Source organism: Marinobacterium sp. xm-g-59 (genome assembly GCF_013283315.1).
GTDB lineage: Bacteria > Pseudomonadota > Gammaproteobacteria > Pseudomonadales > Balneatricaceae > Marinobacterium_E.
Map to the genome: position 1 here is coordinate 36540 of NZ_WBYR01000010.1, position 15181 is coordinate 51720.

19 protein-coding genes and 1 pseudogene are annotated in these 15181 nt (G+C 49.6%); 12 read left to right on the top strand and 8 right to left on the bottom strand.

The window, feature by feature from the left end:
• Positions 1 to 118 precede the first annotated feature (118 nt).
• The 10 genes and pseudogenes from glyA to ribA all read left to right on the top strand — a co-directional run bounded on the left by glyA (position 119) and on the right by ribA (position 8054).
• Entirely contained in the window at positions 119 to 1372 is a 1254-nt protein-coding gene (gene glyA, locus XMG59_RS10085) for a serine hydroxymethyltransferase (protein WP_173480128.1), read from the top strand.
• Between the two features lie 95 nt (positions 1373 to 1467).
• Positions 1468 to 1929, top strand: a pseudogene (gene nrdR, locus XMG59_RS10090) (transcriptional regulator NrdR); the annotation flags it as partial.
• Positions 1930 to 2066: 137 nt separating this feature from the next.
• The gene (gene ribD / locus XMG59_RS10095; RefSeq protein WP_254447109.1) at positions 2067 to 3164 is read left to right on the top strand and encodes a bifunctional diaminohydroxyphosphoribosylaminopyrimidine deaminase/5-amino-6-(5-phosphoribosylamino)uracil reductase RibD; all 1098 of its coding nucleotides are present in this window, start codon (positions 2067 to 2069) and stop codon (positions 3162 to 3164) included.
• A 9-nt stretch (positions 3165 to 3173) separates the two neighbouring features.
• On the top strand, positions 3174 to 3839 hold the full coding sequence (locus tag XMG59_RS10100; protein WP_173480130.1) for a riboflavin synthase: 666 nt from the start codon (positions 3174 to 3176) through the stop codon (positions 3837 to 3839).
• 13 nt (positions 3840 to 3852) lie between these two features.
• On the top strand, positions 3853 to 4968 hold the full coding sequence (ribBA, locus tag XMG59_RS10105) for a bifunctional 3,4-dihydroxy-2-butanone-4-phosphate synthase/GTP cyclohydrolase II (protein WP_173480131.1): 1116 nt from the start codon (positions 3853 to 3855) through the stop codon (positions 4966 to 4968).
• A gap of 6 nt (positions 4969 to 4974) precedes the next feature.
• Positions 4975 to 5448 (top strand): 6,7-dimethyl-8-ribityllumazine synthase, encoded by a 474-nt coding sequence (ribE, locus tag XMG59_RS10110; protein ID WP_173480132.1) that lies wholly within the window; start codon positions 4975 to 4977, stop codon positions 5446 to 5448.
• Between the two features lies 1 nt (position 5449).
• On the top strand, positions 5450 to 5923 hold the full coding sequence (nusB, locus tag XMG59_RS10115; protein ID WP_173480133.1) for a transcription antitermination factor NusB: 474 nt from the start codon (positions 5450 to 5452) through the stop codon (positions 5921 to 5923).
• Positions 5923 to 6891: a thiamine-phosphate kinase gene (thiL, locus tag XMG59_RS10120; protein WP_173498649.1), complete on the top strand. Its 969-nt coding sequence runs from the start codon at positions 5923 to 5925 to the stop codon at positions 6889 to 6891. The genes nusB and thiL overlap by 1 nt, the downstream gene beginning before the upstream one ends.
• Complete coding sequence (locus XMG59_RS10125; protein WP_173480135.1) at positions 6884 to 7357, top strand: phosphatidylglycerophosphatase A; 474 nt, start codon at positions 6884 to 6886, stop codon at positions 7355 to 7357. The genes thiL and XMG59_RS10125 overlap by 8 nt, the downstream gene beginning before the upstream one ends.
• Positions 7358 to 7442: 85 nt before the next feature.
• Positions 7443 to 8054: a GTP cyclohydrolase II gene (gene ribA / locus XMG59_RS10130; RefSeq protein ID WP_173480732.1), complete on the top strand. Its 612-nt coding sequence runs from the start codon at positions 7443 to 7445 to the stop codon at positions 8052 to 8054.
• 61 nt (positions 8055 to 8115) lie between these two features.
• Here the strand turns inward: ribA and XMG59_RS10135 are convergent, their stop codons facing one another.
• The 6 genes from XMG59_RS10135 to XMG59_RS10160 all read right to left on the bottom strand — a co-directional run bounded on the left by XMG59_RS10135 (position 8116) and on the right by XMG59_RS10160 (position 12575).
• On the bottom strand, positions 8116 to 9885 hold the full coding sequence (locus XMG59_RS10135) for a 1-deoxy-D-xylulose-5-phosphate synthase (protein WP_173482759.1): 1770 nt from the start codon (positions 9883 to 9885) through the stop codon (positions 8116 to 8118).
• Complete coding sequence (locus tag XMG59_RS10140) at positions 9885 to 10769, bottom strand: polyprenyl synthetase family protein (protein WP_173480137.1); 885 nt, start codon at positions 10767 to 10769, stop codon at positions 9885 to 9887. The genes XMG59_RS10135 and XMG59_RS10140 overlap by 1 nt, the downstream gene beginning before the upstream one ends.
• Positions 10769 to 11011 (bottom strand): exodeoxyribonuclease VII small subunit, encoded by a 243-nt coding sequence (locus XMG59_RS10145; protein WP_173484453.1) that lies wholly within the window; start codon positions 11009 to 11011, stop codon positions 10769 to 10771. Before XMG59_RS10145 ends, XMG59_RS10140 begins: the two co-directional genes overlap by 1 nt.
• Before the next feature lie 59 nt (positions 11012 to 11070).
• Positions 11071 to 11847 carry a sulfite exporter TauE/SafE family protein gene (locus tag XMG59_RS10150; RefSeq protein WP_173480139.1) on the bottom strand — a complete coding sequence of 259 codons (777 nt, stop codon included), beginning with the start codon at positions 11845 to 11847 and terminating at the stop codon, positions 11071 to 11073.
• A 91-nt stretch (positions 11848 to 11938) separates the two neighbouring features.
• Positions 11939 to 12244 carry a cytochrome c5 family protein gene (locus XMG59_RS10155; protein WP_173480140.1) on the bottom strand — a complete coding sequence of 102 codons (306 nt, stop codon included), beginning with the start codon at positions 12242 to 12244 and terminating at the stop codon, positions 11939 to 11941.
• A gap of 145 nt (positions 12245 to 12389) precedes the next feature.
• Positions 12390 to 12575 (bottom strand): hypothetical protein, encoded by a 186-nt coding sequence (locus tag XMG59_RS10160; RefSeq protein WP_173480141.1) that lies wholly within the window; start codon positions 12573 to 12575, stop codon positions 12390 to 12392.
• A gap of 126 nt (positions 12576 to 12701) precedes the next feature.
• Between XMG59_RS10160 and XMG59_RS10165 the strand changes: the two genes are divergently transcribed.
• Positions 12702 to 13259 carry a methylated-DNA--[protein]-cysteine S-methyltransferase gene (locus XMG59_RS10165; RefSeq protein ID WP_173489011.1) on the top strand — a complete coding sequence of 186 codons (558 nt, stop codon included), beginning with the start codon at positions 12702 to 12704 and terminating at the stop codon, positions 13257 to 13259.
• Here the strand turns inward: XMG59_RS10165 and XMG59_RS10170 are convergent.
• A complete protein-coding gene (locus XMG59_RS10170; protein ID WP_173489012.1) occupies positions 13231 to 13521 on the bottom strand; it encodes a hypothetical protein in 291 nt (96 codons plus the stop codon). The genes XMG59_RS10165 and XMG59_RS10170 overlap by 29 nt on opposite strands.
• A 4-nt stretch (positions 13522 to 13525) precedes the next feature.
• Entirely contained in the window at positions 13526 to 13975 is a 450-nt protein-coding gene (locus XMG59_RS10175; RefSeq protein ID WP_173484455.1) for a type II 3-dehydroquinate dehydratase, read from the bottom strand.
• Positions 13976 to 14381: 406 nt separating this feature from the next.
• Between XMG59_RS10175 and XMG59_RS10180 the strand changes: the two genes are divergently transcribed.
• Complete coding sequence (locus XMG59_RS10180) at positions 14382 to 15140, top strand: sulfite exporter TauE/SafE family protein (protein WP_173489013.1); 759 nt, start codon at positions 14382 to 14384, stop codon at positions 15138 to 15140.
• Positions 15141 to 15181 lie beyond the last annotated feature (41 nt).

A 15181-nucleotide genomic window follows, 5' to 3' on the forward strand; every position in this document is an offset into this window, starting at 1 on the left:
AAGTGATTTTTCTACCCGTTTTGCCTTATAATGCGCGCCATCAAAATCTTTCGAGCTGACCAGGCTTCTCGATTGCAGCCAAAGTCGTCAGATCGTTGAACCAATACAGGGGATCTCCATGTTTAGTAAGGATATGAACATCGCTAGCTACGATGCAGAACTTTGGGCAGCAATGCAGTCTGAAGAGACGCGTCAAGAAGAGCACATCGAGCTCATTGCGTCAGAGAACTACACCAGCCCACGTGTTATGGAAGCGCAGGGTTCAGTTCTTACTAACAAGTACGCGGAAGGTTACCCAGGCAAACGTTACTACGGCGGTTGTGAGTACGTTGATAAAGCAGAAACGCTTGCGATTGAGCGTGCTAAAGAGCTTTTCGGTGCAACGTTTGCAAACGTTCAGCCACACTCAGGTTCACAAGCTAACGCGGCTGTATTTATGGCGCTTTGTAAAGCCGGCGATACTATTTTGGGTATGAGCCTTGCACACGGTGGTCACTTGACTCACGGTGCTGCAGTCTCTTTCTCAGGCCGTATCTACAATGCCTTCCAGTACGGTCTTGATGAGAACGGTGACCTAGACTACGCGGAAGTTGAGCGTCTTGCTCTAGAAAATAAACCGAAAATGATCATTGCCGGTTTCTCTGCTTACTCGCGTGTCGTTGATTGGGCTAAGTTCCGTGAAATCGCTGACAAAGTGGGTGCATACCTATTTGTCGATATGGCACACATTGCAGGCCTAGTGGCTGCTGGCGTTTACCCAAGCCCACTGCCATACGCTGACGTCGTGACAACAACGACTCACAAAACACTGGGCGGACCACGTGGTGGTTTGATTCTATCTGCGCGCGCTGATGAAGAGCTGCAGAAGAAACTGAACTTTGCGGTATTCCCAGAGTCTCAGGGCGGTCCATTGATGCACGTTATCGCGGCTAAGGCTGTCTGCTTCAAAGAGGCGATGGAGCCAGAGTGGAAAGCGTACCAAGCACAGGTTGTTAAGAATGCACAGGCGATGGCTGAAGTATTCCAGCAGCGTGGCTTTGATGTCGTTTCTGGCGGTACTGATGACCACCTATTCCTACTGAGCCTAATTGGCAAAGAGTACAGCGGTAAAGATGCTGATGCGGCACTAGGTCGTGCTAACATCACTGTGAACAAGAACTCGGTTCCAAACGACCCACGTTCACCGTTCGTCACTTCAGGTCTACGTATCGGTACTCCAGCCGTTACTCGTCGTGGCTTCAAAGAGGCTGAAGTGGCTGAGCTAACTAACTGGATCTGTGACGTGCTTGAGAACATCGACAATGATGATGTGATCAACCGCGTGAAAGAGCAGGTTAAAGCGATCTGCGCGAAGTACCCAGTTTACGCTTAATTGTGGATTTGAGAGTTCGCTCTCAACCACATAGAATACCGAGGGCAGCATTGAGCTGCCCTTTTTCGCTCTTTTAACAGCACTGAGAGGCCAATATGCATTGTCCCTACTGTGGCGCATCGGACACCAAAGTGAACGACTCAAGACTGATCTCAGAAGGTCAGCAGGTTCGTCGTCGTCGCGAATGCGTGAGCTGTCATGAGCGATTCACCACCTTTGAAGCGGCTGAACTGTTAATGCCGCGTCTGATTAAGAATGATGGCAGTCGCCAGCCGTTCGACGAAGAGAAACTCCGTTCAGGTATTACACGTTCCCTAGAGAAGCGCCCGGTCAGTATTGAACAGATTGAAGCCTGTTTGAACCGTGTAAAGCAGCGTTTGCGTGCACCGGGAGAGCGTGAAATTGAGTCAAAACTGGTCGGCGAAGCGGTCATGGCTGAACTGCGTAAGCTTGATCAGGTCGCTTACGTTCGTTTTGCTTCGGTCTACCGTGACTTCCAAGACATCAATGAGTTTAAACTTGAAATTGAGCGTCTAGCTGAGCCCGAAGTAGTTGAGACTAAAAGTGCCTCGAAATCGGCACTGACGGCTAACGCCCAACCAGAACCTAAATCGAAACCGAGTCGTAAATCTCGTCAGAAAAAACCGGAGCCACAGGTTCCAGATAGTCCAGATCTGTTTGGAGACGAGCTACTTTGAGTTTTACGATCGAAGATCGCCAGTACATGGCAAGAGCCATACAGCTGGCGGCTAAAGGCACCTACACCACAGACCCTAACCCCAGAGTCGGCTGTGTATTGGTGCGCGATGGTGTGATTATCGGCGAGGGTTACCACCAGCGCGCCGGTGAGGGCCATGCAGAAGTCAACGCGTTAAAAGCGGCCGGTGATGCAACCGGTGCGACTGCCTATGTCACTCTGGAACCCTGCAGCCACTTTGGTCGGACGCCACCCTGCTCTCAAGGACTCATCGACGCCGGAGTGACGCGTGTCGTTGCGGCCATGGTTGATCCAAACCCTGAAGTCGCCGGAAAAGGCATTGCAATGTTGAAAGCGGCGGGAATCGATGCGGCTGCCGGGTTACTTGAGAGTGAAGCGCGGGCACTGAATCCTGGGTTTCTTTCCAGAATGGAGCGCGGCCGTCCTTTTGTTAGATTGAAACTTGCCACCAGTATTGATGGCCGAACGGCCATGGCATCGGGTGAGTCGCAGTGGATTACTGGGCCTGAAGCGCGTGCCGATGTGCAACGATTGCGTGCCCGCAGTAGTGCAGTGATTACCGGGGTCGGATCGGTACTACAAGATGACTCTGCTTTGACGGTTCGGGAAGCTCAGTTGCCTGCATCCGTTGTGCCTCTGACTGAAGTTCGTCAGCCGTTGCGCGTGGTACTGGATTCTCAGGGAAGACTGCCAGCCTCAGCCCAGATGCTGGCGCTGCCTGGCAGAACCTTACAGGTTGTCGCTGCAAACGACTGCAACCTACTTGAGGGTGCTGAACAGGTTCAACTAGCGAACGAGGCAGGGCGTATCGATCTGCCGCAGTTGCTTAGCTATTTGGCGGAAAAAGAGTCCTGTAATGAAGTGTTGGTTGAGTGTGGCGCCCAGTTAGCCGGAGCCATGCTAGAAGCAGGGCTAGTGGATGAGTTGGTTCACTATATGGCACCTAAATTGATGGGGTCTGATGCACGCCCGCTAGCTGAGCTTCCATTAACTGAGATGTCTGAAGCGATCGAGATGAAACTGAAAGATGTCCGACAGTTTGGTCATGATCTTCGTATGACCTGGACGGTTTAGGAGCAGAAGGTGTTTACCGGAATTATAGAAGCGATCGGTACCGTCGCTGCCAAACAAGAGGTTGGTGGCGACCTTCGATTGACCTTAGCAACGGGTCAATTGGATATGTCTGATGTGGCATTAGGTGACAGTATTGCCACCAACGGGGTCTGTCTCACCGTCATTGAGTATGATCAGCAACATTTCACGGCCGATGTTTCGCAAGAGAGTCTGGCACATACTCGATTGATGGATCTGCAACCCGGTGAAGCGGTCAATCTTGAAAAAGCACTGCTGCCAACAACCCGTCTAGGCGGGCACTTAGTCTCTGGACATGTCGATGGTGTGGGTAGCATCGCTTCCATTGAGCGCGATGCCCGCTCAGTGCGCATCGCCGTCGACATGCCAAGCTCGTTAGCTCGCTATATCGCGCCGAAGGGATCGGTTACAATAGACGGCGTAAGTTTGACGGTGAACAGTGTTGATGCAGACAGTTTTCACCTCAACATTGTGCCTCATACGGCAGATACGACGATCATTAGTCAGTATGAAGTGGGGCATGGTGTTCATATCGAAGTGGATATGATCGCTCGCTACTTAGAGCGTTTGCTTCAAACGAAGCAGGAATCTGAATCGTCCAGTGAAGGGATTTCATTGGAGATGTTGGCCTCTGCAGGCTTTATGCACAGGCGTTAATTTAGGAGTGGATATGCAATTAAACAGCGTCGAAGAGCTACTCGACGACATTCGCCAAGGTAAGATGGTTATCTTGATGGATGATGAAGATCGTGAGAATGAAGGTGATCTAGTGATTGCGGCCGAAATGGTGCGTCCAGATGACATCAACTTCATGGCGAAGAATGCCCGCGGTCTAATCTGTCTTACCCTGACGCGTGAACACTGTGAACGTCTGAACCTACCGCTGATGGTGCAGAGCAACGGTGCAGCCTACTCCACCAACTTCACGGTCTCTATTGAAGCTGCTGAAGGTGTGACCACGGGTATATCAGCCGCTGATCGTGCCCATACTGTGCGTACAGCCGTGCGGGGTGATGCTAAACCTGAGGACATCGTTCAGCCGGGTCACATCTTCCCATTGATGGCGCAACCAGGTGGTGTTCTAAGCCGTGCCGGTCATACAGAAGCGGGTTGTGATCTAGCTCGTATGGCAGGCATGAGCGCAGCGTCTGTGATCGTCGAAGTGATGAACGAAGATGGCACCATGGCGCGTCGTCCCGATCTTGAGATCTTTGCTAAAGAGCACGGTTTGAAGATCGGTACCATTGCAGATCTAATCCACTACCGTACGACTAATGAACAGACAGTGACGGTGGCAGACACCGGTTCACTGGAGACAGATTACGGTCAATTTAATTACACGACCTATAACGATGAGATCCTCGGTTGTACCCACCTTGCACTTCACAAAGGTGATATCAGTGCTGATGAGCCGACTATGGTTCGTGTACACAACCGCTCTGAAGTTCTGCGTGACGTGGTTGGCGTAGCTGAGGAGAGTGAAGCTAAGTGGACACTGCGTCGCGCACTAGAGCGTATCGCTGCAGAAGGTAAGGGTGTTGCCCTGCTTCTGGATAGTGGTAATCGCATCGATCTTGGCGACTCTATCAGCCAGATCACCAGTGGTTCTAAACCGTCTAAAGTGAATGTCAGCGCGTCCGGCGCTTACCTGACAGTAGGTACAGGTTCACAGATTCTACGTGATCTTGGGGTAGGTAAAATGCGCCTGCTCAGTTCACCAATGAAATTTAATGCAATCTCAGGCTTTGATCTTGAGATTGATGAATACATCCCTTTTGCAGAGTAAAAGATCATGAGTGTAAAAGTAGTTGAAGGCGATTTTGTCGCTGCAAATGGTCGCTACACAATCGTTGTTGGCCGTTTCAATTCATTTGTCGTAGAGAGCCTATTAGAAGGTGCTATCGACGTTCTTAAACGCCACGGCGTTTCTGAAGATAATATCCGCATCGTTCGTGTACCGGGTGCGTTTGAGATTCCATTGGCGGTTAAGCGCGTCGCTCAACAGAAACAAGATGATGCAATCATCGCACTGGGTGCGGTAATTCGTGGTGGTACGCCACACTTTGAGTACGTCTCTAACGAAGCGTCTAAAGGTGTAGCCCAGGTATCTCTCGACTTTGATATCCCAGTTGCAAACGGCGTTCTGACAGTGAACTCTATCGAGCAGGCAATCGAGCGCTCTGGCACGAAAGCAGGTAACAAAGGCGCTGAAGCCGCGCTATCAGCTGTTGAGATGGTGAGTCTTCTTCGCCAACTTGAGGTTTAAGATGAGCGAAGAACAGGCTCCTAAGCGCAAAAAAGTCTCTAATACAGAGAAGCGTCGCAACGCTCGCAGCTTTGTGCTGCAGGCACTCTACTCTCAAGAGCTGACAAAAAACCCAACGAATGAGGTAGAGGCTCATTTTCGTGTCGACAACGACATGAGTGAAACCGATGTACCGCTCTTCTCTGAACTGTTGCAAGGCGTGAATGCGCAAAAAGCAGAGCTTGATCAAGCGTTTAACATCTATCTGGATCGTAACGTCGAAGAGTTAGATCCGGTGGAAGTGAGCGTACTTCGTATCGGTGCTTATGAGCTGATCAATCGTATCGAAGTCCCTTATAAAGTCGCTATCAACGAGAGCGTTGAGTTGGCGAAAATTTTTGGGGCAACCGAGAGCCACAAGTACGTTAATGGCGTCCTCGATAAGCTGGCGCAAAAAGTCCGCGCTGTCGAGATCAAAGCCAACCGCGGTAAGTAATGCCAGGCGAATTCGATCTGATTCGCCGCTATTTTGACTCCATCAGTGGCGATCATCCCAGTGTTCAACTCGGCATTGGTGATGATTGCGCTCTGTTAACGTCCAGTCCCCATACCGAACTCGCTATCTCTGTCGATACGCTGGTTGAAGGTGTTCATTTTCTACCGGACATCGATCCAGAAGTTTTGGCGTGGCGATTAGTTGCCAGTAGTGTCAGCGACTTGGCGGCAATGGGGGCATTCCCCAAATGGCTGACACTTGCCTGTACACTGAATGGGCCTACGCGAGAGTGGTTAGCAGCCTTCTCAAAAGGTTTAGCAGAGGCCTGTCATCACTACTCACTGATATTGGTCGGCGGGGATACCACCTCAGGGCAACAACAAGTGTTTACGGCTCAGGTGCATGGAGAGGTTCCGTTAGGCATGGCGCTTAAACGTAGCGGTGCTAAAGCTGGCGATGCCATTGTGGTCAGCGGCACTCTAGGCGATTCCCGAGCCGGATTAGCGCTATTAACTGCTGAGTGTGAAAGTGGGTCTGATTACCTACTTGAACGCTACTATCGCCCAACCGCGCGACTTGCGCTGGGTGAGGCGCTGCGTGGAATTGCGAATTCAGCCGTGGATGTGTCGGATGGTCTATTAGCGGATCTTGGGCATCTATTAACCGCTTCGGGTGTTGGGGCAGAGATCCATACTGAGTCACTACCTCTATCAGCCGACATTAAAGATCTTGCCCCAGATTTGGCAGAGAGATGGGCGCTTTCAGGCGGTGAGGATTTTGAACTCTGCTTTACACTTCCACAGGATAGAGTGCCTGAACTTCAACAAATCAGTGAACGTCTAGCACTACCCCTGACTCTAGTAGGCAAGATCACACAACAAACAGGGATCACACTGTTGAAATCGGGCGAACCTGTGCCTCTGCCTGCCTCATTGGGTTTCAACCATTTTGGAAACGAACATGAATAGAGCGCCTGCCAGTATCTGGCGAAACCCCATTCACTTTTTAGCCTTTGGTTTGGGCAGTGGTGCCGCGCCAAAAGCACCCGGCACCGTCGGTACGCTTGCGGCCATTCCTATTTGGTACCTATTCAACGATTGGGCACTGATACCCTATCTTTTATTAATGTTGGTGACCTTTTTATTGGGTTGCTGGTTGTGTGGCAAAACCTCAGACGATCTGGGTGTTCATGATCATGGCGGCATTGTCTGGGATGAGTTTGTTGGCCTATGGATTACCTTTATTGCGCTTCCGACGGGCTGGGAGTGGGTCGTGTTCGGGTTTGTGATGTTCCGTCTATTCGATATCTGGAAGCCCTGGCCGATAGGCTGGGCAGACCGACGCGTCTCGGGTGGCCTAGGCATTATGTTGGATGATCTATTGGCTGGATTGATGGCGCTAGGGGTCGTGCAAGCGGTAAACTATGCTGTATAGCAATCTGCTTTAGTGATCTGGTCGTAATACCTTTCACTAATTCAGAGGTAAAGATGCAAGGATGCATCGAATTGAGGATAAGATTTTGGATATTAAACTGATAGCGGAATGTAAATTGCCAATGCCTATGGGTGTATTCCGTATGGTTGGTTTCGAAGAGGTCGAGAGCGGTAAAGAGCACATCGCGCTGGTATACGGTGATGTTGCAGGTGACGAACCCGTTCTAGCCCGCATGCACTCAGAGTGTCTAACAGGTGATGCCTTGTTCAGCTTGCGCTGTGACTGTGGCTTTCAACTGCAAGAGGCCCTAAAGCGCATTACCGAAGAGGGCAAAGGCGTTCTGCTCTACCTACGCCAAGAGGGCCGTGGTATCGGTCTTTTGAATAAGGTCAAAGCCTACAACCTGCAAGACTCTGGCTGTGACACGGTAGAGGCCAATGAGCGCTTAGGCTTTGCCGCTGATATGCGTAACTACTCAATGTGTCAGCCAATGTTGGATGCGATCGGTGTTAAGAGCGTTAACTTAATGACCAACAACCCGCGTAAAGTCGCTGCACTCGAAGAGTATGGTGTGAATGTCTCGTCGCGTGTGCCACTGCAAGTCGGTAAGAACCGCTACAACGAGCACTACCTAGAGACGAAAATGGGTAAACTCGGTCATATGATGAGCGAAGTGCATTTCAAACCGGATGCTTAATGGCATAGGTTGGTACTGATTTGGTGCATTGATAAACCTCAGCAGCAGTGCTGGGGTTTTTTTAGGTCTGTAGAAAGTGCTCTATCTGCTCTCGAATTGAGTCAGCATCTAAGCCGGCATCTTGTAACTGTTCATCCCGAGTCGCATGCTCAATCCAACGATCGGGAATGCCAAGGTTAAGACAACGTAAGTTCTGGCCATTATGAGTCAGCCACTCATTCACAGCACTGCCCGCTCCGCCCGCAATAGCCCCATCTTCCAGGGTGATAAAGTGAGAGTAAGTATTCACTAGCTCTTCAAGCATAGCTTCATCGAGTGGTTTGACGAAGCGCATATCGATTAAGCCAAGATCCAACTGATCAGCGACCTGCTCGGCTGCTGGTAAAAGAGGGCCAAAGTTGAGTATGACGCCACCTTTACCAACTCTTACCAACCGGCTTTGACCCATGGCTAAGGACGCTAATGGAGTTCTGCTCTTAACGCCTTCGCCTCGAGGGTAGCGGACCACAGCACAGCCATTGTATTGGTAGCCTAGAGTCAGCATCTGCTGCTGCTCATCCAGTGTGGAGGGCGTCATAATGACAACCTCGGGTAGCGAGCGAAGCATTGGGATATCGAAGATACCTGAGTGGGTTGGACCATCTTCCCCAACCAATCCTGCACGATCTACAGCGATCAAACAGTCGAGATTTTGCAGGGCGATATCGTGGATGACCTGATCCAAAGCGCGCTGCAAAAAAGTTGAGTAGATTGCCAGAACCGGTTTCATCCCACCTACCGCAAGGCCGGCTGCAAAGGTGGCTGCGTGCTGTTCTGCAATGGCAACATCAAAGTAACGTGTTGGGTATTGGTCAGCGAATTGCACAAGGCCAGAACCCTCCCTCATGGCCGGGGTAATCGCGACTACTCGAGGGTCACTTGAAGCAGTTTCACAGATCCATTGGCCAAACTGATCGCTGTATTTCAGATTAGGAGCACTGATCTCTGATGGTTTTTCCAGTTTAGTGATGGCGTGATAGCCGACCGGATCCTCTTCAGCTGGCTTAAACCCAAACCCCTTACGAGTTCTAATATGCAGGAATTGAGGCCCTGTTTGGCTCAATGACTGCTTAAGGGCAGGGATTAATTGGCTCAGGTCATTACCATCAATAGGGCCAGAGTATTCAAAGTTCAGTGCTTCAAATAGAGGCATCACAGGGTTAGTGGGTGCTTGCTCACGTAGATTCTTGGCTAGATAGGTGGCCAATCCCCCTTGGTTGGGCGAGATCGACATGTCGTTATCGTTCAGAATGACGAGTAGATTCGCATCAGTATGTGCTGCGTGGTTGAGTGCTTCAAAGGCCTGACCAGCCGTCAGAGCCCCATCACCTATAACAGCCACCGATTTACGATCATTGCCTTGCAGTGTGTCGGCAATCGCCATGCCGAGAACGGCGCTGATAGAGGTGCTGGAGTGCCCAGTGCCAAAGCAGTCGTAAATACTCTCAGCTCGATCGGGAAAGGGAGTAAGCCCCTCTCGTTGCCGTATGTTAAGCATCGCCTCACGACGACCCGTCAGAATTTTGTGCGGATAGGCTTGGTGACCTACATCCCAAACCAGATGATCGTCTGGTGTGTCTAATAGCTGGTGAAGCGCTAGTGTCAGTTCGACAACCCCTAGTCCGCCACCAAGATGTCCCCCAGTCTGACCGACACAGAAGAGCAGATAGAGACGTAACTCATCCGCTAGCTGCTGTAATTGGCCCAGATTCAACCCTTTTAAATCTGAAGGGGAGTCAATCTGGTCCAACAGTGGAGTCGCAGGACGTTGTGTGGGGATATCAGTAATCATTAATGGTTACGGGCAATGACAAAATCAGCAAGGGCTATTAATGACTGGTTACGTTCACCGAAGGTTTCTAGAGCTTCAATCGCCTGTTGGTGCAATTCATTCAACCACTGCTTGCTTTGAGTAAGCCCAATAAGTGCAGGGTAGGTGGCTTTGTCTCTCTCTTCATCAGAACCTTGGGGTTTGCCCAGTTGTTCTGTGGTGCTTTCGATATCTAAGATGTCATCTTGAATCTGAAATGCTAGTCCAATCTTTTGCGCGTAACGATCGAGTGCCTCTAGATCCGTATCGGTAGCATTACCACTGGCTAAAGCGCCTAAACGCAGAGCTGCACGAATGAGTTCGCCCGTTTTAGCTGCGTGCATGCTTTTCAGCTGCTCTAGACTCAGTCTTTTACCCTCTGAGCCTAGGTCAAAGGCTTGTCCATCAACCATACCCAGATCACCACTGCATCTAGCTAGGGTATGAACCATCTGTAACTGAGTGGACGCTGGTAGTGCATCAATAGGCTGACTGAGCAGTTCAAATGCCCAGGTTAGCAGTGCATCACCGGCTAATATGGCGGTCGCTTCATTGAACTGGATATGGCAGGTTGGTTTGCCGCGGCGCAGCTCATCATTATCCATAGCCGGTAGATCATCATGCACCAGTGAATAGCTATGAACGCACTCCAAAGCACACGCGGCCGTATCCGCTTGCTCAATTTGTCCACCTAGTAACTCAGTGGCCAGGTAGACCAGCGTGGGACGAAGGCGCTTGCCTCCATTCATCAGGCTGTAGTGCATCGCCTGATGAAGGCTAGGGTCAATCCCGTTACGTTCAGCTAAACGTCGACTGAGCTCAGCTTCAACTCTCTGTCGGTACAGAGCTAGCATTGGTTGTGGCATTAGGTTTGTTCAGATTCGTTAAACGGTTGTTCAACCAGCTCGCCGGATTGCTCCGTCAACATCACGACTTTCTGTTCGGCCGATTGCAGAATTTTTTGGCATTCGCGGGTCAGGCTGATCCCCTCTTCAAAGGATTTTAGTGCCTCTTCGATAGAGAGGTCCCCCTTCTCCATCTCTGAAACCAGGGCTTCTAACCGTTTTAGGGAGCCTTCGAAGTCAGTTGTCTGTTTGCTTTCTGCCATGATTACTCAGTCCTTAAATTTAGGGAACCTGCGAACAAGTTTTGTAGTATACCCTGTCCTTAAGCAAAGGTCCGTGCAATACCGATGGTGCTGGTAATGATCAGTACTGTGCCAATAATTTTGAAGAAACGGGCGGAATCGGTCTTGACCAGATAGCGGTGCAGCTTTTGCCCAAGAAGGTGGCCGATGAATGCGCAGGGCAGCAACCAGAGGTGGTGGATTAACTGCAGATCGACGCCTACGACAAAGAAGGATCCCATCTTGATAACCACCAGAATGAACCAGAGAACAAACAGAGTATCGCGCAGTTGCTCTTTAGCGACATGGCTAGCGTAGACGGCCATGACCAGTGGCGCTGCAATCAAAGAAGTACCACTGACATAGCCTCCCAGCATTAAGAAGAGGTTATCGATCCAAGCGGAGTTGCTTTTAAAGGGTTTATTAAGAATGTAACCAATTGAATAGACGATGACGATGACAAAAATTAGCCCAGACATGATCTCGTTGGGCAGTGTTAAGAGCCCGAATACCCCAATCAGCTTCGGGATAATCATCACTTTTAGGGTTTTCTTCAGATAGGGCCAATCGACATTCTCTTTGAGCCCACTGGTTCCCAAACGCTTCGCTTTGAAATGATTCCCCAGCGTAATAGCCCCTGAAAAGATGAGCAGGTGCACGGCGATTATGGGCAGAAAGATGAGGGGATCATCAACGATTAACAGCAGAAACGGTAGGGCGAGTACGGCACCACCAAAGCCAAGGCCGGTTCGAACAAAGCCGCTCCAGACAAAGATGAGTGCAATGAGAAGGTATTGCCACCAGATTAGATCAGACAAGCTGTACCCCGAGAGTTTTTAAGAGCCGCTATTGTATGCCAGAAAACAAAAAACCGGCACTAGGCCGGTTATTTGTAGAGACGTCTAAAACTTATTTAGAGGAATCTAGCATGTGTTGGATAGCGCCCTGAAGTTCAGCATCAGAACAATCCATGCAAGTACCCATTGGAGGCATTGCGTTGATACCCGTCTTAGCAGTCGCTAGAAGCGCATCGATACCTTTAGCGGCACGTGGAGCCCATGCTGCAGCGTCACCCATTTTAGGAGCGCCAGCAACGCCAACCATGTGACAAGCTAGACAGTATGTGTTGTATACAGTTGCGCCATCACGCTCAGCCATTGCAGTTGCAGGAACCATAAGAGCAGCGGCTGTTAGGCCAAGTAGAGTCTTTTTCATTATATCCACCTCAATTCATGAACTTTCGTTTGCTCTTATGGAGCTAAATTTAGCTTAGAGCGCCCGATCGAATAAGTTTATAACCAAAGGTTCGTGTAAGTCCAATTAATCTACGAAGATGAGGGGCTATTGGAGCAATTAGCGTCTAAAGTCGCATCGCAAAGCTGGCTTGCGAGTGTTGAGCTAGACCTCTTTTAGAGGTTTCATGCTCGCGTTCGATCTTTTTCAACGCAGCATCAAGATCGGTGCGGTCAATATTAGGTTGGTTTTTAAGCTCAGAAACGTTAAAGCCACGATGGTGCATTCTTACTAGCGCATCACTATGATTCATTGTGCAGCTACCTTTTTATCGTTTATCAATTTAGTAGCGTGATTAAACGCCTTAAACATGACAGTTTGGTGACGTTTGGGTTAACAATTAATAACAGCGAGTCGAAGAAAGTTAGCGGGGTTAGTCATGAGTCATTTGGAATTAATAGCGTTACCGAAAGCTCATCTACAAAATCAAGGTTCTCAGCTCGATATATTAACGGGCGACATAAGGACTGAGTTTGGTGTGGCTCGATCTGCATGGTTTAACGACCGTCTCCTTTTTCTTGGGTTTTATGAAGGGGATGAGGTTTGTGGTTGGGATGATTTAAGCAAACGATTTGCCAACGCAAACTGGTACATCTCGAATGAGAAGGCGGTTGAGTTGTTTGGGAGTTTTTGTCATCAACCCAAACCTTCAGCATGGGTGATCGGTACAGAATTTCAAAAAGAGGTCTGGCAAGCGGTTTGTCAGATTCCAGAGGGTGATACAGTGAGCTACTCTCAGCTTGCTTTAAACATTAAAAATCCCAAAGCTGTTCGGGCGGTTGGATCAGCACTGAGTGCAAATAACATTGCTTATTGGGTGCCATGCCATCGTGCCGTCAGAAGTGATGGCTCATTGGGAGGTTACCGCTGGGGGTTGCCGTTAAAAGCAAGAATGTTAACTGCCGAGTCTACTGCTCGCAGATCTTTTCAAAAGTGATGTAGCGCAAAGCGTAAAGCGCAAATGGTGGAATGGAGATGAGTAGAGCGGCTATCTCATAAGCATTGAAGGCTCCTCTCTCGGTAAACACCGTAGTGATAATTAACCATAGAACGGCTAAAAAAAACGGCAAGATAAGAATTTGATTCTTACCACTGAGTGACAGTTTTGTTTTGCACCTTGTACAAATGTAGTCAGTGCCCATACCCTCTTCACGTTGAATAGGGCGTCGAGTTTCACAAACTGGACACCAACCTTTCATGCAATCAGGCTCCTTTAAGTGCGTCCGCTGCTGCGGTAATACCCAACTTGTAGCTGGTCAAGCCAAAGCCTGATATCTGACCAATAACGACCTGTGAGAAGACCGATTTATGTCGGAACTCCTCACGCGCATGAACGTTGGACATGTGCACCTCAACGATAGGGCCTTTGTCTTTGAATATCGCCAACGCATCGGTGAGACCGTAGCTGTAGTGAGTCCAAGCACCTGCGTTGATAACGATCGCATCAACATCTTCCAAAAAGGCTTGATGAATTTTGCGTGCCAGCTCACCTTCGATGTCTGTCTGGTAGCACTCAAGCTCACACCCCTGCTCAGCAGCCCAATTAGCTGCGGCCGATTCGATATCTTGCAGCGTAAAGGTGCCGTAATGTTTCGGATCACGCTTGCCGAACATTGCGTGGTTGATGCCGTGAAGCAGAAGTATTTTTGCCATGGTTCTATCCTTAACTGTTTGCCAGACAACTGGTCGCTTTGGAAGCCTGCGAACAAGTCCATGGCATCTCAGGCTTACAGTCAAATTCATTATCAAGGCGTGTTTTCGAAGGCCTAGCGGGCTAAGTCGAGAAAGCACAACGCTGAAGATGGATTTGACTGTAAGCCCCGCAGGGCGTGACCTGTAATGTGCATCTACTGTGTTGCTCTTCTTGCTAAGGACTACGGCCATTAGCGGCAAAAAGCGCCTTGTATCTACACATTTCAGATCTCGCTGAGATGCTATGGACTTATTCGCAGGCTTCCTAGTCTAAGATCCTGCCGCATGAGTGCAACATCTTTTGTACATAGATTGAAAAAGAGCCGTATACTTTGAAGCTCTTTATGTTCAGTGCAGGTTTCCCTAATTGATTGAATTTGGAAGTACAGCCTTTGTCATTGCGTTGATTGCCGCCTGGTTTGTTGGCCTATCAAAAGGTGGATTGCCCATCATTGCTATGTTGTCGGTGCCGATCCTCTCCCTAGTGATGTCACCTATGACGGGTGCCATTCTGTTGCTACCCATCTATATCATCAGTGACATGGTGGCGGTGTGGCTCTATCGAAAACACTTCTCAATGATCAATCTGAAAAATCTTATCCCCGCGGGTCTGCTAGGGGTGTTTATTGGTTGGGCAACGGCATCCATTGTCTCTGATCAGTTTGTCGCCCTGCTGATCGGTATTATGGGCCTCACGTTTGTCTCCTATATCTGGTTTGGAAAGCGCCAAGTAAAAGAGGCGAAAAAACCGACCAAAGTGGGCGGTTGGATCTGGGGCACCATTGCCGGTTTTACCTCGTTTATCTCCCATACTGGTGGCCCACCCTTTCAGGTCTATGTTCTGCCACAAAAACTGGAGAAACTGGTGTTTGCCGGGACAGCAACGCTCTTCTTTGCTGTGATCAACCTCTCAAAACTGCCACCCTACCTAGCGCTTCGTGGCTACTCCACAGAGGATTTAACGCTGGCGCTTTGGATGGTGCCCAGTGCACTGTTGGGTACCTTTATGGGGGCTAAGCTGACTAAGATTTTGAAGGATCGATGGTTCTTTGGCTTAGTAGAAGTCGGACTGTTGCTGGTCTCTATAAAGCTGATCCACGGAGTCATCGTAGAGTCTTTGTTGTAGGAGCCTTATCGCAGATGAGGCGAAAAGAGATCGCGACCTTT

What these genes read in the sequence shown, in the direction of transcription:
- XMG59_RS10140 (WP_173480137.1), bottom strand. Translation starts at nt 10,769, where the DNA reads ATGCCACAACCAATGCTAGCTCTGTACCGACAGAGAGTTGAAGCTGAG.
- nusB (WP_173480133.1), top strand. Translation starts at nt 5,450, where the DNA reads ATGAGCGAAGAACAGGCTCCTAAGCGCAAAAAAGTCTCTAATACAGAG.
- XMG59_RS10175 (WP_173484455.1), bottom strand. Translation starts at nt 13,975, where the DNA reads ATGGCAAAAATACTTCTGCTTCACGGCATCAACCACGCAATGTTCGGC.
- XMG59_RS10135 (WP_173482759.1), bottom strand. Translation starts at nt 9,885, where the DNA reads ATGATTACTGATATCCCCACACAACGTCCTGCGACTCCACTGTTGGAC.
- XMG59_RS10160 (WP_173480141.1), bottom strand. Translation starts at nt 12,575, where the DNA reads ATGAATCATAGTGATGCGCTAGTAAGAATGCACCATCGTGGCTTTAAC.
- glyA (WP_173480128.1), top strand. Translation starts at nt 119, where the DNA reads ATGTTTAGTAAGGATATGAACATCGCTAGCTACGATGCAGAACTTTGG.
- ribBA (WP_173480131.1), top strand. Translation starts at nt 3,853, where the DNA reads ATGCAATTAAACAGCGTCGAAGAGCTACTCGACGACATTCGCCAAGGT.
- thiL (WP_173498649.1), top strand. Translation starts at nt 5,923, where the DNA reads ATGCCAGGCGAATTCGATCTGATTCGCCGCTATTTTGACTCCATCAGT.
- ribE (WP_173480132.1), top strand. Translation starts at nt 4,975, where the DNA reads ATGAGTGTAAAAGTAGTTGAAGGCGATTTTGTCGCTGCAAATGGTCGC.
- XMG59_RS10155 (WP_173480140.1), bottom strand. Translation starts at nt 12,244, where the DNA reads ATGAAAAAGACTCTACTTGGCCTAACAGCCGCTGCTCTTATGGTTCCT.
- XMG59_RS10145 (WP_173484453.1), bottom strand. Translation starts at nt 11,011, where the DNA reads ATGGCAGAAAGCAAACAGACAACTGACTTCGAAGGCTCCCTAAAACGG.
- XMG59_RS10165 (WP_173489011.1), top strand. Translation starts at nt 12,702, where the DNA reads ATGAGTCATTTGGAATTAATAGCGTTACCGAAAGCTCATCTACAAAAT.
- XMG59_RS10125 (WP_173480135.1), top strand. Translation starts at nt 6,884, where the DNA reads ATGAATAGAGCGCCTGCCAGTATCTGGCGAAACCCCATTCACTTTTTA.
- XMG59_RS10170 (WP_173489012.1), bottom strand. Translation starts at nt 13,521, where the DNA reads ATGAAAGGTTGGTGTCCAGTTTGTGAAACTCGACGCCCTATTCAACGT.